A 14,937-nucleotide genomic window follows, 5' to 3' on the forward strand; every position below is an offset into this window, starting at 1 on the left:
CGGGTGGTGACCCTGCCCAATCTCCGCTCTTCTGCGCCCTGGGTTAAAAAATGTTTCCATCCGCTTTCAATCGGTTAGCATAATCCGGGGATTGGGGATTGGGGATTGGGTAAGCGAGTGACTGGAAAAATCCTGATGCTGATGGGGCTGCTGCTGGCGCCCCAGGCCTGGGGCGCCCAGGCGGTGTTTGCCGGCGGCAGCTTTTGGGTGATGGAGGCACTGTTTGCGGACAGGGCCGGCATAGAGCGCATCGAAGCCGGCTGGATGCAAAGCGGCAGCCTGCATCAGCGCCGCCAGGTGGTGCGGGTGCACTACGATGACAGCCTTATCGGTTACGGCGATCTGCTGACCCTGTACTGGGCGGCGGTGGATGCCTTCGACAAGGAGGGACAGTTCTGCGATCGGGGCAGTGAGTTCAGCCCGGCGCTCTACGTGCAAAGTTCACTGCAACAAAAATGGGCCCAGCAGAGCCGGGCCAAACTGGAGCTGGAAAGCGGCCGCGAGGTCGGCGTACGCATACTGCCGGTGGGCGCCTTCGCGCTGGGGTTGCCACGGCATCAGCAGTATGCCAAACGCAACCCCTTGCTCTATGCCTCCTATCGCCGAGCCTGCGGCTATCCGGCGCGGGAGGGGCTCAATCCCGACGAGCATGCAGGCGTCCTGCCGCCAGCCATTGCTCGATAAGGGTGGCGATGGCCTCGGGGGCGTTCAGATCGAGCAACGGCACCGGGGCATCCAGCCCGGCATCGTCGGTCGCCACCGCCAGGATATGGGGGTCGTGCCGGCACAGCAGCGGCTTGCCGTGGGCGGGCCTGTACACCTCGAGTTTGGGAATGGGGGCCTCGCGAAATCCTTCGGCCAGTACCAGGTCGAGCTGGTCCAGGCTGAGCCGTGAAAGGGATTCGTTTAAATCAGGCTCCTGTACCTTGGTGTTCTCATAGGTCAGAATACTACGATGAGGTCCGGCCAGCAGGCACTGGCGGGCGCCGGCATGGCGCAGCTCGTAGCTGTCCTTGCCCGGGGTGTCCTGCTCCACGTCGTGGTGGCTGTGCTTGATAATGCCAATACGCCATTGACGCCGGTTCAGCAGCGCAACCAGTTGGCGCAGCAGGGTGGTTTTGCCGCTGCCGCTGAAACCGGCGAAGCCCAGCAGGGCATGGTGATTGTCTAGTCGGGACATGAGGTTTCCAGTAGACCGAACAAGGCTGCAGTGTGCCACGACCGGTGGCCCTGACCGAACAACAAAATCAATAAAAATCGACGTTGTGCCGGAAGTCGTCGACTTGCGGCATAAACTGTCCGATACAACACAGAGTGAACGGGTTGCGCTATGAGCAGAGGTGTGTGGGGAGTACTGGTTCTGATGCTGCTCAGCCTGGGGGCAAGGGCCGAGGAAGTCAGTTTCCGGCTCTCGGGACTGAGCGGGGAGCTGGCGGACAATACCCGGGTTTATCTGAATCAGCTGCCGGCCATCCAGGCCGAGCAGTTGCCTCGATTTCGTAAAGACGTAGTGACGGCGGTGGAAGACAGCCTGCAGGCTCTGGGGTATTACAGCCCGCAGATTGAGGTGGAAGCGGACTCGCGCAATCCGGCCCGGGTCAATGTGCGGGTGGAGGCCGGCGAGCCGGTGCGTATCCGCCGGCTGGATGTGCTGCTGCAGGGGGATGCGGCTTCGGACCCGCTGTTCGAGGAACGGGTCAGCGACCTGAGCCTGAGCGAAGGGGATGTCCTCAACCACGAAACCTACGAAAGCGCCAAGGCCGGGTTGCTTAACCTGGCCCTGGCGCGCGGCTATTTCGACGCCCGCTACCGACAAAGCCAGGTACTGGTGCACCCCTGGGAAAACGCCGCCGACGTCATACTGGCATTCGATTCCGGACCCCGTTTCAAATTCGGCGAACTCAGGATCGACACGGACCGGCCGGTCGAGCGGCTGCTCAGGCCGCTGGTCAACGTCCAGCCGGGAGAACCCTATCTGGCCACCCGGGTGGCCGAGCTCAGTCGTTCGCTGTCCTCCACCCGCTATTTCCGCCAGGTGGAAGTGCTGCCGCTGGTGGGTGAGGCGGACGAAGACAACCGGATCCCGCTGTCGGTGGTATTGCGTGCCAAGGCCGACAACGAGGTGGAGCTGGGGGTGGGTTTTTCCACCGACGAAGGGCCCCGTACCTCGGTCAACTGGGACAAGCCCTGGATCAACAGCCTGGGCCACAGTTTCAACTCCAGCCTCAGGCTGTCGGCGCCCAAGCAGGATATCAGCTTCGTCTACAAGATCCCCCGCGGTCACCCGCTCGACAACTACTATACGCTGCAGGGCGGTTACCAGCGGCTGGATCAACGGGACACCGAGAGCGACCGCCTGGTAGCCTCGGTGCACCGCTGGGACAAGAATGCCTACGACTGGACCCGGGATGTCTTTATCCGTTCCGAGTACGAATCCTATACCCAGGGGGAACAGCAGGACGACAGCTTCCTGTTGATCCCGGGGGTGTCCTACAGTCGCACCCGGGCGCGCGGCGGCCTGGATTCTTACTGGGGCGACTCCCAGCGCGTCACTCTGGAGCTGTCCGAACCCTGGTGGGGCTCCGACACCCGCTTTGTCCGGGCCTGGGGCCGCAGCAAGTGGCTGCGCTCCTTGTCCGACAACCAGCGCGTTATCGGCCGGGTCGAGCAGGGGGCGGTGTGGGTGGACGAGGTCGATGATCTGCCGCCGTCGCTGCGTTTCTTCACCGGTGGTGACCTCACGGTTCGGGGCTACGGCTACGAGAGTATCAGCCCGCGGGACGAGAACGGCGACCGCACCGGGGCCAAGTACACCACGGCCCTGAGCCTGGAATACGACTACAAGGTGGCGGAAAAATGGCGGCTGGCAACCTTCGTCGATACCGGTACCGCCACCAACGACTACCGTGACTCCTGGAAAGTGGGCACCGGCGTGGGGGTACGCTGGCTGACCCCGGTTGGCTCGGTACGCCTCGACCTGGCCTTTGGGGTGTCCGAGGACGATACCCCCTGGCGGCTGCATTTTACCCTGGGGCCTGAATTATGATCTGGTTTAAACGAACCCTGTTCGGCGCCATTGCCGCCATCGCCCTGCTCTCGATGCTGCTGGTCAGCCTGCTGTTTACCCATACCGGCAACCAGTGGCTGTGGGGGTTGGCCAAGCAGCAGGTGCCCGGGCTCGACGGCACCCTGGTGGCCGGCCAGTTGGGTACCGGCTGGCAGTTTTCCGAATTGAGCTACGAGCGGGACTCGCTGGCGTTTTCTGCTCGCGCGGTCACCATCGACTGGCAGCTCGGCCAACTGCTCGATCGTCGCTTCTGGCTGCGGCGGCTGGAGGCGAGCGACATACTGGTGCGTATCGAGAGCCTGCCCGAAGGGGGCGAGGACGAGGAGCCCGCGGAGCCGCTGCTGGATCTGACGCCGCCGCTGCGCATCGATCTGGACGAGGTCCGCGCCGATCGGGTACGTATCGAGCTGCCCGGCCAGACCGTTGCCTGGCAGAGCCTGCAGGTGGCGGCGCGCTGGGACGACGACGGCATGGTGATCACCGGCCCTGAAATGGCGGGGCTCACGATCACCTTGCTGCCGGCCGACGAGGCTCCCGTCGCGGAGCCCGACGCCCCCGCGGAAGCGAGACAGCCGCTGGTGCTGCCGGAAATCGTGCTGCCCTTTCCCCTGCGACTCGAGCAGTTCAGCCTGACCGACAGCCGGCTGGTGCAGGGCGATGAGGTGCAGGCCTTGCACCGGCTGCAACTGGAGCTGGAAGGCGAGGGCAGCCGGCTCGACATCCATCGCTTCGAGTTGTCCCATGAATGGGCGGATGCCCGGCTTGGCGGTCATATCACCCTGAACGACGATTACCCGCTCGAGCTCATGTTGGCGACCACCCTGCATGAGCCCCTGCTGGACGGCCAACTGGCGGGGCAGGCCCTGGTGCTGCACCTGCGCCAGAACCTGGCCAACCTGTCCGCCGAGCTCAGCCTGGAAGGGGTCATCGCCGCCCAGGCCAAGCTGCAGGCCAGGCCCCTGGATCCCACCTTGCCCTTCGAGCTGTCCCTCGACTGGCAGCGGCTGGGCTGGCCGCTAATCGCGCCGGAATGGCGGCTGGAGCAGGGCAAGCTGACCCTGGGTGGTACCCTCGAAGACTACCGGCTGCGGCTCGCCGCCGAGGCACAGGGGCCCGAACTGCCGCCCATCGGCATCGAACTGGCGGCCGCGGGGAACCTGCAAGGGGCCCGGCTGGCGCCGCTGGCATTGAACCTGCCCCAGGGTGAGGTGAGGGTGGAAGGCCGGCTTGGCTGGCAGGACGGGATCGACTGGCAGGGAATACTGGCGCTCAACGAAGTGGATCCGGGGGCCTTTGTGGCGGGGCTGGATGGCCGCCTCAACGGCGAGCTCGATACCCGCTTCACCCTGCGGGGGGAGCAATGGCAGCTCGAGGCCAGCCCCGATATCCACGGCCGGTTGCGCGATTATCCGCTCCTGCTCAAGGGCGAGCTTGCCCTCAACCAGGATCTGCAGGGCACCATCAGCGAACTGGTACTGAATAACGGCAACAACCGGGTGACGGTCAACGGCACCATCACCGAGCGCTGGCAACTGGACGCCGAGCTGCAGGCGCCGGAGCTGGCGGTTTACGCTCCCGGCCTGTTCGGTGATTTGGCCGGCAGCATCCGGGTGCGGGGCGAACTGGACTCTCCCGACATTCAGGCCAGCCTCCGGGGCGGTCGTGCCGGTTTCAACGACATCCTGGCACGTGAGTTGTCGCTGGAAGCCGAGGCGAAGCTGGGCGAGGACCTCAGCGGGGACATTCGGCTAGGGGTAGCCAATATCAAGGCCGGTGAGCTCGAGTTCAGCGATTTGCGGCTGACCGCGGGAGGCAACGAGGCGGCCCACCGGCTGGAATTCAGCGTGGCCGGTGAACCACTGGCCGCCGAACTGCTGCTGACCGGCAGCCTGGGTTCGCAGGGCTGGCAGGGCAACCTGGGCCGGGCCTGGCTGGATACCCCGCTGGAGCGCTGGGCCCTGCAGCAGGAGGTTGCGCTGTCCTGGCGCGAGGATCGCCTGCGGGCCAGCGCCCACTGCTGGCGCTCGAACGGGGCAAGTCTGTGCTTCGATCCCCTGGTGGCGGGGGCCGAGCAGGGCCAGGCCGGGGTTGACATTCGCGAGCTCAATCTGGCCCGGCTGGCGCCCTTCCTGCCCGAGGATTTCGCCTGGGAGGCGGTGCTGGGCGGCCGGGTGGAGCTGCGCTGGCAGGGAGACAGCCCTCGCCTGAATGCCAATATCAGCACGACCCCGGGCACTTTTGTCAGTGGCGACACCCGGCTCGATTACCAGACTTTGTCGCTGACCGCCGACATGTCGGGGGACCGGCTGCAGTCGTCGCTGGTGTTTCGTTCGAACGTACTGGGCAGCCTGTCGCTCGATGCCAATGTGGCGGAACTGAGCGGACGGCGGGCACTCAGCGGCAACCTGGTCATCGGCGAGCTCAAACTCGACTGGCTGGCGCCGCTGCTGCCGGAAGTGGCCCGACTGCAGGGCACCCTGGCCGGTCAGGCACGACTGGACGGTACCCTGGACGCGCCCCTGCTGTTCGGCGACATCAACCTGAGCGGCGGCGAGGTGGACACCTACTCGGACATGGTGCTGGTGCGGGACTTCAGCACCCGGCTGAGCGTGCGCGGCAACGCCGCCACTATCGACGGCCGGCTGCGGGTGGGCGAAGGGCCGCTCAATATCAGCGGCGAGCTGAACTGGCAGCAACTGCCGGTGAGCGGTGAAATCCGCCTGCAGGGCAGCGAACTGGAAGCCGGCTACCCGGGCATGGGACGGGTGCGGGTCAGTCCCGATCTGCAGATCACCCTGGGCGAACAGGCCCGGGTACGCGGCAGCATCGTGATCCCCTGGGCGCGCATCGAGGTCAAGGAGCTGCCGGAAAGCGCCGTGTCCAAGTCGCCCGACGTGATCATAGTGGATCCTTCCGGCATCATACCGGAGACCGTCCCCAGCCTGCCGCTGGATATCCGCATTCAGGTGCGGCTGGCGGAAGATGTGCGGCTGTCCGCCTTCGGCCTCAATACCCGGCTGGAAGGCCAGTTGCGCATTACCCAGCCGCCGGGGCGGCCGATGCGCGGCAACGGCGAGATCCGGCTGGTGGACGGCAACTTCCGTGCCTATGGCCAGAATCTGCTGATCCGCGAGGGCAGCATACTGTTCAGCGGCCCCCTGGATCAGCCCAACCTGTCGGTCGAGGCCATCCGCAATCCCTCCACCATGTCCGATAGCAGCATCATTGTGGGGGTGCGGGTATCCGGCAACGCCAACCAGCCGGAGTTTGCGGTGTTCTCGGAGCCGGAAATGCCCCAGGTGGAGCAGCTGTCCTGGCTGTTGCGCGGCCGGGGAATGGAAGGGGGCGAGAGTGACGGCAATGCCCTGGTGCAGGCCATGCTGCTCGGGGCCGGCGTGGGCCAGATTGGCGGCATCGTTACCGGCCTGGGGGAGGCCCTCGGTTTCCAGGACGTGTCGGTGGACACCGCCGGCACCGGCGACAGTACCGAAGTCAGCATCAGCGCCTATGTGCTGCCGGGCCTGCAGATCGGTTACGGGGTAGGGGTGTTCTCGGCCATCGGCGAACTGCGGTTGCGCTACGAGCTGTTGCCCAGGTTGTATCTTCAGGCCACCAGTGGCCTGAGCCAGGCGATCGACCTGTTCTACAAGTTCGAGTTCTAGCCGGCCGAAGCCGGAAGCCGGAAGCGACGGAAATCTTCCGACATTCGGTTCCCGGCTTTCAGCTTCCGGCCTCTAGCTGGTAAAGTAGAGGCTTGTTGATGGCTCCCGGCCTGCGAGTTTCCGCCTTATTATGATGTATCAGCCCCTGCTGCAACAGGAACGCCTGGCCAAGATCATGCTGGTCTGCGTGGCGTGTTACGCCTTGTTGGGCATGCACCTCTATCTGCCCCACCTGTTCGGTATCGGTTTGCAGCTGCCCTTCAACATGGCGGGCTGGCTCTTTGTCGGGTTGATGACGGCCATCGGCCTCTGGCATTGGCATCGCCGGCGCCTGCTGACCAGCCGCTTCTGGCTGGGCGTGGTGGCGGCCAGTGCCGTGCTGTGGCTGCCGTTTCTCTATCCGCACAACAACTCGGTAGCCGGTCACGCCTTGCCGCGGATGCTGGGGCTGACCGGGGGGCTGCTGTTCTACCTGGCGCTGCAGCAGTGCCGCTTCAACGGCCGGGGCCGGCGCTACCTGCTGTATTGCCTGCTGCTGGCGGTCAGCGTGGAAATCCTGCTGGGCATGGTGCAGTTCTTCCTGCTGGAGCCGGACAACTGGTTCGGCTACAACACCGAGGTGCGTTCCCCCTACGGTATTTTCCAGCACCGCAACGTGATGGCCAGTTTCGTGGTCACCGGCATGGTGCTGGCGGTGTACCTGTGGCTGAACGAGGCCAAGTCGCCCTGGCGGCCCTTCCTGCTGAAATCGGCCTGGTTTGCCGCCGTACTGGGTGCGGGGGCGGTGCAGGTGGTGCTGCTGCAGTCCCGGGCCGGGCAGCTTGGCCTGCTGCTGGGGCTGGGGCTGCTGTTGCCGCTGGTGTGGCAGACTCTGATCAAGACCCGTTCCAAGCGGTTGCTGGCCAGCCTGGCCCTGATCCCGCTCGGTATACTGGTGGGGGTGTTCGGGCTGGAAGCCTTCGAAATGAGCAAGCGCAGCCTGAATATCTACACCCAGGCCGACGGCCGTTTCGATATCTATGCCCATGGTCTGCGCATGTGGCTGGAGCGCCCCTGGTTCGGCTACGGCTACGGCAGCTTCGAGTCTTCCTTCTACCAGACCTATGCCCTGTGGCGGGAGCAGACTCCAGGAGCGGAAGCCCTGTTTACCGAGATGGGCCACCCCCACAACGAGTTCCTGTTCTGGGCCATCGAAGGCGGCCTGCTGCCGTTGTTGGGCCTGGGGCTGATCACCGTTCTGGTGCTGCGGCTGCTGCACCGGGTGCCTTTCGCCCAGGCCCTGGCCTGGGTCGGTATCCTGACTCCCATTTTCATCCACAGTCAGACCGAGTTTCCCTTTTATCACTCCCTGCCGCACTGGTTTATGGTGCTGGTGCTGATCTTTGTTATCGATGCGGAATACGGCCAGCGGCGACTGTTGCCGGCGCCCCCGGCCTGGAGCCGATGGCCGGTGCGGGCCTGGGCTATTGGCCTGATGCTGTTTATGGCCAGCGGGCTCTATGCCGGCCAGCAGCTGACCCGCTACGCCCAGCACGAGGGCCGGGTAGAAGCCGAGCTGAAGGCGGTGGTCAATCCCCTGATCTGGTATGACAGGGTGGCTTTCTATCGCCATCACTGGCAGCTGAAAAAGGCGCTGCTGGCATCGGATCGGGCGCAGTTGCTGGATTATGCCAGCTGGGCCCGCCGTTTCCTGACCCACACTCCCCGGGCGGGCATCTACTACAACGCCTACCTGGCATTGACAGCGGCCCGGGCGCCGGAGCAGGCCGAGCAACTGCTGGCCGAGGCCCGGCGCCTTTACCCCAATGTGCAGCTGCTGCGCGCAGCCAGTATCAAGCGGGCCCGGGAGCGGCTGGAGCAGGTGAGTGCGGAGATGCTCCCGGCCGAACTGAATGATTTTATTCCCCTCTACGACAACCTGCGCCCGGCCATCGGCGGGGCGTACTGAAGCTGGACTGTCTATTGGCTACCAGTCGGACTTTCTGAAGTAACCGTAGAAAACAGGCAACAGGGCCACCTCCTCCGACACGCCGTAAACCCGTCCACCGACCGTGAAATGCCATCCTTGGCATTTCACGGTCGGTGGAGGCGCTCCCTGCCGCCTCTCCCTGACGACTTAGCCGGCTGATGGTCAACGCCGGTTCCCCCAATCCCCAATCCCGGATTTGTTTGGCACCTGCTTATGGCCGATTTTTTAGCTGGATCACAAAGCTGAAACGTTTTAGCTAGAAGTTGTTGTTTGGCTAAAACGGTTTAGCTATGGTGCCTTCCATCAAGTACGAACGGAGAAGACGATGTCTGTGATTTATTGCCTGGGTGATGCTGTGATGGATTTGCTGCCGGCCGAGGGTGGCCAGTTGCTGCCCTGTGTGGGCGGAGCACCGGCCAACGTGGCCGTGGGTATCCGCCGGCTGGGCGTATCCTCCGCCTTTGTCGGCCGTCTGGGCCGGGATCCCTTCGGCGACATGATCATCGACACCCTGGCACGTGAAGGCGTCGTGACGTCCTGGGCCCGGCAGGACTCGCGGCTGCCTACCAGCGCCACCCTGGTGGCGCTGGATGCCCGGGGTGAGCGCAGCTTCTTCTTCCTGGCGCAGCAGTCGGCGGATCAACTGCTGGCGCCGGCCGACCTGCCCACCTTCGAGGCCGGCGACTGGCTGCACCTCTGCTCCCTGGCCCTGACCGCCGAACCGGTGCGGGGCACGACCCTGATGGCGGTGCGCCGTATCCGCCAGGCCGGCGGCTTCGTCAGCTTCGATGCCAATATCCGCCTGAGCCGCTGGCCGGACGAAGCCAGCCTCAAGGCCTCGCTGGAGCGCATCATTCCGGAAGTGGATCTGCTCAAGCTGTCCGGCGAAGAGGCCGAACTGCTGACCGGCCACGCCGATCCGCACCTGGCCATGACGGCCCTGGAAAACGAATACCGGTTGCCTTTCGTGCTTATTTCCCTGGGCGCGGAAGGGGTACTGGCCTCCCTCAAGGGGGAGCGGCTGTGGCAGCCCGCCTTCGCGGTCGAGGCTGTCGACACCACGGGGGCGGGGGATGCCTTCATGGCCGGCCTGCTGGCCGGCCTGGCAACCCACCCCCAACCTGATACAACGCAGTTTTCCGCTTTGCTGACTCAGGCTCAGGCCTGTGGCGCCCAGTGTTGCCTACGGCTGGGGGCGATGGCGGCTTTGCCTGATGAGGCGGCGGTGAACGCGTTTATCAACAACAACCTCACTCTCGTTTAATTGCTCGTTTAATTGCAGGAGAAGAAAATGACAAGGAAAGCATTATTGTTGGGTTTACTGGTGGCAGGGACCGCAGCCACCGCTAATGCCGAAGTGACCTGGGAAGGCAGCAAGGGCCGCCTGAGCCTGGGTGGTGACGTGGAGTTCGACGTCAACGCCGCCAACAAGCAGGAAGACAGCAACCTCTACCGTAACGACGGGCGCAACGACCGCTGGGATCAGACCGGCCGGCTGCTGCTCGACATCTCCGGGGAGCGGGTCGCCGACTCCGGCGCCTATGCCAAGTTCAAGGCTCAGCCCACCCTGGCCACCAACGGCGGCGTGGGCTCGGACGACGCCTGGTTTGCCTTCGGCCGCAGTGACGTGGGCGAGATGAAGATCGGTCGCTTCGAGGCGCTGGATCTTTTCCCCCTGGGCCAGGACGTGTTCGTGGAGCACTCCGGTGACACTTCCTCCGGCCTCTACACCGACGGCTCCGCCTACCTGTACATGGCCAAGGAAGCCCGCGGCCGGGCCGGCGACGCGGGCCATGTGATGGTCAGCCGCCAGTTGGGCGATGTTTACCTGGAACTGGCCACCCTGTTCGGCGATCGCAGCGACCTGTTCAATGTGGTCGATGGCGCCCGCCGCTACCACGGCCATGAGCTGACCAAGGAGAAAGACTCCATCGTGGTACGGCCGGCGCTGCGCTGGCAGTTCGGCGACTTCAGCTTGGCGCTGGGTGCCGAGCACAACCTGGTGGAAGACGCTATCATCGACGATGAAGGCCGCAAGGTGGCCCGGCGTACCGGTTACGGCACCACCTTCGGCTGGCAGTCGGGTGTGATCAAGGCCAACCTCAACGCCGCCTACCTGGATGCGCTGAACGAGGAAAACCTGACCCTGGGCGCCAACGTGCTGTTCGACAAGTTCGGCCTGGGCTACATCTACGGCCGCAACAAGATAACCGAGGCCGCCACCGGCTACGAATACCTGGAAGGTACCCAGGAAAGCAATACCGTCTATACCTCCTACCGGTTCGACAATGTGCTGGACCTGGACAACTTCGACATCCTGCTCGGCGCCTACTGGTCCGGTTTCGATGTGGCCGAGTCCACCACCGCCACCGACCGCTACGGGGCCCGGGTGCGCTTTAAGTACGTGTTCTAATCTTTATGGGGACGGCATTCGTCCCCATCGTTGTTGTTTGTAATGGGAACCTGCTGCTATGAATATTGAAGCCATTGCCAAAGGACTGCTGCCGTTGCTGGGCGGCAAGGAGAACCTCGTCAGTGCCGCCCACTGCGCCACCCGGCTGCGGCTGGTGCTGAGCGACGACAGCCTGGTCGACAAGGCCGCCATTCAGGAGCTGGAAGGGGTGAAGGGCTGCTTCGCCAACGCCGGCCAACTGCAGGTGATCTTCGGCACTGGCCTGGTCAACAAGGTGTACGCGGAGTTCACCAAGGCCGCCGACCTGGGTGAAACCAGCAAGGCGGAGCTGGTGGACGCGGCCGCCGCCAAACTCAATCCGGCCCAGCGCCTGGCCCGGACCCTGTCCAATATTTTCGTACCCATCATCCCGGCCATCGTTTCCGCCGGTTTGCTGATGGGCCTGCTCGGCATGGTGCGCTCCTACGGCTGGGTCTCCCCCGAGAGTGCCCTGTTCATCATGCTCGACATGTTCAGCTCGGCCGCCTTTATCATCTTGCCGGTGCTGATCGGCTTTACCGCCGCCCGGGAATTCGGCGGCAACCCCTACCTGGGTGCCACCCTGGGCGGCATTCTCACCCATCCGGTCCTGACCAACGCCTGGACGGTGGCCGACGGCTTCAAGACCATGGACTTCCTCGGCATGGAAGTGGGCATGGTCGGCTACCAGGGCACGGTGTTCCCCATGCTGCTGGCGGTATGGGTCATGAGCCAGGTGGAAAAACGCCTGCGCAGGATAGTGCCCAACGCCCTGGATCTTATTGTCACGCCTTTCCTCACCCTGCTGATCGCGGGCTTCGTGGCGTTGCTGTTCGTGGGCCCCATCGGCCGTGGCCTGGGCGACGGTATTTCGCTTATGCTGAGCACCCTTTATGAGCACGCCGGCTGGCTGGCGGGCCTGGTGTTCGGCGGCACCTATTCGGCCATCGTCATCACCGGTATCCACCACAGCTTCCACGCCATCGAAACCGGGCTGCTGACCAATCCGGCCATCGCCGTCAACTTCCTGTTGCCGATCTGGGCCATGTCCAACGTGGCCCAGGGCGGTGCCTGCCTGGCGGTATACTTCAAGACCAAGGACGCCAAGCTCAAGGCCATTACGGTGCCGGCCGGTGCCTCCTGCCTGTTGGGCATCACAGAAGCGGCCATCTTCGGGGTCAACCTGCGCTACGGCAAGCCCTTCCTGGCCGGCCTGTTCGGTGGCGCCCTGGGTGGGGCCTATGTGGTGGCCTCCAAGGTGGGCATGACCGCCGTGGGCCTGACCGGCCTGCCGGGCCTGGCCATAGTGCAGCCGGCCTCGCTGCTGAACTATGTGATTGGCATGATGATTGCCTTCGGCGCGGCTTTCACCGCCTCCACCCTGCTGAAGTACAAGCTGGACTGATGGAAATCAGATAGTTGACAAACTTTCGGCTTACTCTGTTGCCACTCCCGCGACGGCGGGAGTCTACGGCAAGCTGTCATGGACCTCCGCCTTCGCGGAGGTGACGACTAGTGATGGAGTTTGTCATCACGTTGAGAGGATATATGGCAATGACCGAACAGCAGTGGCTGAACAGGCTGAGCGAAGCCTTGCTCGGGGGGCTGAACCGGGCCGAGGGGGATCCTCACCGGCCCGGCTGGCATATCGCCGCCCCGGTGGGCCTGCTCAACGATCCCAACGGTTTTATCCAGTTCGACGGCCGTTACCGGCTGTTCTACCAGTGGAACCCGCTGGCCTGCGCCCACGGCGCCAAGGCCTGGGGCCAACTGGTGTCGGACGATCTGGTGCACTGGCGGCACCTGGGCCTGGCCCTGGCGCCTACCGAGGACTACGAGCGCAACGGCTGCTACTCCGGCTCGGCGGTGGACAACAACGGCGAGCTGACCCTGATCTACACCGGCAACGTCAAATACGACCAGGAGCGGCGCACCGCCTTCCAGTGCCTGGCGGTGGAGCGGGAGTTCGGCGAGTTCGAGAAGCTGGGCCCAGTGTTGACGCTGCCCGAGGGCTATACCGGCCATGTGCGGGACCCCAAGGTGTGGTGGCACGGCGGGTGCTGGTGGATGGTGCTGGCGGCCCAGAGCGAAGACGGCGAAGGCAAGGTGCTGCTCTATCAGAGCCCCGATCTGTACCACTGGCAGCAAACTGGGGTATTGGCCGGCAGCCGGGAGCAGGGCCTGGGTGGCTTCGGCTATATGTGGGAGTGCCCGGATCTGTTCGAACTCGGCGGACGCCATGTGCTGATCTGCTGCCCCCAGGGCCTGCCGGCCGAGGCCGAGCGCTACCAGAATCTGTACCAGTGCGGCTGGCTGGCCGGCGAGCTGGACTGGCACAGCGGGCGCCTGGCCCACGGCGATTTCCATGAGCTGGATCTGGGCTTCGAATTCTATGCCCCGCAAACCACCCTGGACGACCAGGGCCGGCGCCTGCTGATCGGCTGGCTCGGCCTGCCCGACGACAACGAGGCGGCCCAGCCCACCGGGGATCATGGCTGGATGAACCAGCTCAGCTGCCCGCGGGTGCTTCACTTTCGCGAGGGCAAGCTGTACCAGCATCCGGTGCCGGAGCTGGCCGCCCTGCGTGGCGAGGCGCTGGACTGGCAGGGGCTGGCGGTGCAGGCGCCCCGGCTGCAGGGGGGGCGGGCCGAGCTGCTGTTTGGCATCAGCGGCGAGGTACGGCTCTACCTGGGGCAGGCTGCGGTGCTGGAGTTGAACGCCGGCGGCCTCGAGCTCAGGCGCCTGAACTGGCGCAGCGGCGAATGGGAAAGCCGCTGCTGGCGCGGACCGGTCACGGAACTGAGGCTGCTGCTCGACAGTTCCAGCATCGAGCTCTTTATCAACGACGGGGAAGCGGCGATGTCGGCCCGTTATTTCCCGGGGGCCAATCCCGAGATCCGCTGGGGCGGGGCGGGGGAAGTCCGCTTCCGTTACTGGCCGCTGGAGCCGGTGCTGCGCTCGTGACGGGGTGAATAACCAAAAAGACGCTTGTAAGCCCGGGAGAAGGCGGCCGCATCCGAGAAGCCGTACTCCTGGGCAATCTGGGTGATCGTCATCCTGCTGTGTTGCAGGCAATGGCGGGCTTTTTTCAGGCGGCGGGAACAGGCGTATTGCTGTGGCGTCAGTCCGAACTGCTTGCGGCACAGGTAATAGAGGTGGCTCTCGCTGACGTACAGGGCCCGGGCCAGCTCCTGGTTGCTCGGCGGTTCGGAAGGCCTGCGGTCGATGACCTCGTTCAGTACCTCGACACTCAATCCCTGGGGCGCCTCGGGTCGGTGATCGCCGGCATATTGCTGGCTGATCAGGGTCAGGAAGAGTGTCACCAGCTGGTGGTTGACCGCCAGGGGGGCGGGGGTATTCGTCTCTAACTGGCGCCGGGCAAAATCGAGCAGGGGCAGGGTGTCGTCGGTCAATGTTATCGACTGGGGCGAACTGAACAGGGTGTCACGGAATGACATCCGGCACACCGTCTCCAGGGATTGCACCAGCTCTTCTTGCGGGTTCAGATCCAGCGCCAGCAACTCGGTGGCGTGTTCGAGGCCGGTATAACCATGGCGGATGCTGTCGGGTACCATCAGGATATGGCCGCGGTTCACGTCCGCGGTATAGCGATCAAACTCGCAACGGGTGGTGCCCGCCAGCCCGATCAGGATCTGTGGATAGGCGTGCAGGTGCTCCCCCGAGCGGGTGGCGATGATATTCTTACGAGTCTGGGTGGCGATCACTGTTCCTTCTTCTCCGCTCGGTAGCAAGGGGTACCCCATCCTTCGCCGGTTGCCATTCGGGCGCCGTTCCAGATACAACCCCG

Annotated in this window: 10 protein-coding genes; 8 read left to right on the plus strand and 2 right to left on the minus strand. The window is 64.4% G+C overall.

Annotated elements, in window-relative coordinates:
* The first annotated feature begins 117 nt into the window (after positions 1-117).
* Entirely contained in the window at positions 118-684 is a 567-nt protein-coding gene (locus ACEVBK_RS07295; protein WP_375057945.1) for a peptide-methionine (S)-S-oxide reductase, read from the plus strand.
* On the opposite strand, the gene mobB is transcribed toward ACEVBK_RS07295, so the two are convergent.
* The gene (gene mobB / locus ACEVBK_RS07300) at positions 635-1,180 is read right to left on the minus strand and encodes a molybdopterin-guanine dinucleotide biosynthesis protein B (RefSeq protein ID WP_375057946.1); all 546 of its coding nucleotides are present in this window, start codon (positions 1,178-1,180) and stop codon (positions 635-637) included. The genes ACEVBK_RS07295 and mobB overlap by 50 nt on opposite strands.
* Before the next feature lie 150 nt (positions 1,181-1,330).
* Between mobB and ACEVBK_RS07305 the strand changes: the two genes are divergently transcribed.
* The 7 genes from ACEVBK_RS07305 to ACEVBK_RS07335 all read left to right on the plus strand — a co-directional run bounded on the left by ACEVBK_RS07305 (position 1,331) and on the right by ACEVBK_RS07335 (position 14,093).
* A complete protein-coding gene (locus tag ACEVBK_RS07305; RefSeq protein WP_375057947.1) occupies positions 1,331-3,046 on the plus strand; it encodes an autotransporter assembly complex family protein in 1,716 nt (571 codons plus the stop codon).
* A complete protein-coding gene (locus ACEVBK_RS07310; protein WP_375057948.1) occupies positions 3,043-6,729 on the plus strand; it encodes a translocation/assembly module TamB domain-containing protein in 3,687 nt (1,228 codons plus the stop codon). The genes ACEVBK_RS07305 and ACEVBK_RS07310 overlap by 4 nt, the downstream gene beginning before the upstream one ends.
* 130 nt (positions 6,730-6,859) lie before the next feature.
* The gene (locus ACEVBK_RS07315; protein ID WP_375057949.1) at positions 6,860-8,677 is read left to right on the plus strand and encodes a Wzy polymerase domain-containing protein; all 1,818 of its coding nucleotides are present in this window, start codon (positions 6,860-6,862) and stop codon (positions 8,675-8,677) included.
* A gap of 346 nt (positions 8,678-9,023) precedes the next feature.
* Complete coding sequence (locus tag ACEVBK_RS07320; protein WP_375057950.1) at positions 9,024-9,962, plus strand: aminoimidazole riboside kinase; 939 nt, start codon at positions 9,024-9,026, stop codon at positions 9,960-9,962.
* 27 nt (positions 9,963-9,989) lie between these two features.
* Positions 9,990-11,111, plus strand: coding sequence for a carbohydrate porin (locus ACEVBK_RS07325; protein WP_375057951.1), 1,122 nt, complete (start codon positions 9,990-9,992; stop codon positions 11,109-11,111).
* A 58-nt stretch (positions 11,112-11,169) separates the two neighbouring features.
* Positions 11,170-12,534 (plus strand): sucrose-specific PTS transporter subunit IIBC, encoded by a 1,365-nt coding sequence (locus tag ACEVBK_RS07330; protein WP_375057952.1) that lies wholly within the window; start codon positions 11,170-11,172, stop codon positions 12,532-12,534.
* A gap of 149 nt (positions 12,535-12,683) precedes the next feature.
* Entirely contained in the window at positions 12,684-14,093 is a 1,410-nt protein-coding gene (locus ACEVBK_RS07335) for a glycoside hydrolase family 32 protein (protein WP_375057953.1), read from the plus strand.
* Here the strand turns inward: ACEVBK_RS07335 and ACEVBK_RS07340 are convergent.
* Positions 14,060-14,881 carry an AraC family transcriptional regulator gene (locus tag ACEVBK_RS07340; RefSeq protein ID WP_375057954.1) on the minus strand — a complete coding sequence of 274 codons (822 nt, stop codon included), beginning with the start codon at positions 14,879-14,881 and terminating at the stop codon, positions 14,060-14,062. The genes ACEVBK_RS07335 and ACEVBK_RS07340 overlap by 34 nt on opposite strands.
* Positions 14,882-14,937: the final 56 nt, after the last annotated feature.

It is taken from the genome of Zobellella sp. DQSA1 (assembly GCF_041950555.1).
GTDB lineage: Bacteria > Pseudomonadota > Gammaproteobacteria > Enterobacterales > Aeromonadaceae > Oceanimonas.

Bases quoted from the DNA above. Each gene is read 5' to 3' on its own strand.
- mobB (WP_375057946.1), bottom strand. From the start codon at position 1,180: ATGTCCCGACTAGACAATCACCATGCCCTGCTGGGCTTCGCCGGTTTC.
- ACEVBK_RS07305 (WP_375057947.1), top strand. From the start codon at position 1,331: ATGAGCAGAGGTGTGTGGGGAGTACTGGTTCTGATGCTGCTCAGCCTG.
- ACEVBK_RS07310 (WP_375057948.1), top strand. From the start codon at position 3,043: ATGATCTGGTTTAAACGAACCCTGTTCGGCGCCATTGCCGCCATCGCC.
- ACEVBK_RS07315 (WP_375057949.1), top strand. From the start codon at position 6,860: ATGATGTATCAGCCCCTGCTGCAACAGGAACGCCTGGCCAAGATCATG.
- ACEVBK_RS07320 (WP_375057950.1), top strand. From the start codon at position 9,024: ATGTCTGTGATTTATTGCCTGGGTGATGCTGTGATGGATTTGCTGCCG.
- ACEVBK_RS07325 (WP_375057951.1), top strand. From the start codon at position 9,990: ATGACAAGGAAAGCATTATTGTTGGGTTTACTGGTGGCAGGGACCGCA.
- ACEVBK_RS07330 (WP_375057952.1), top strand. From the start codon at position 11,170: ATGAATATTGAAGCCATTGCCAAAGGACTGCTGCCGTTGCTGGGCGGC.
- ACEVBK_RS07335 (WP_375057953.1), top strand. From the start codon at position 12,684: ATGACCGAACAGCAGTGGCTGAACAGGCTGAGCGAAGCCTTGCTCGGG.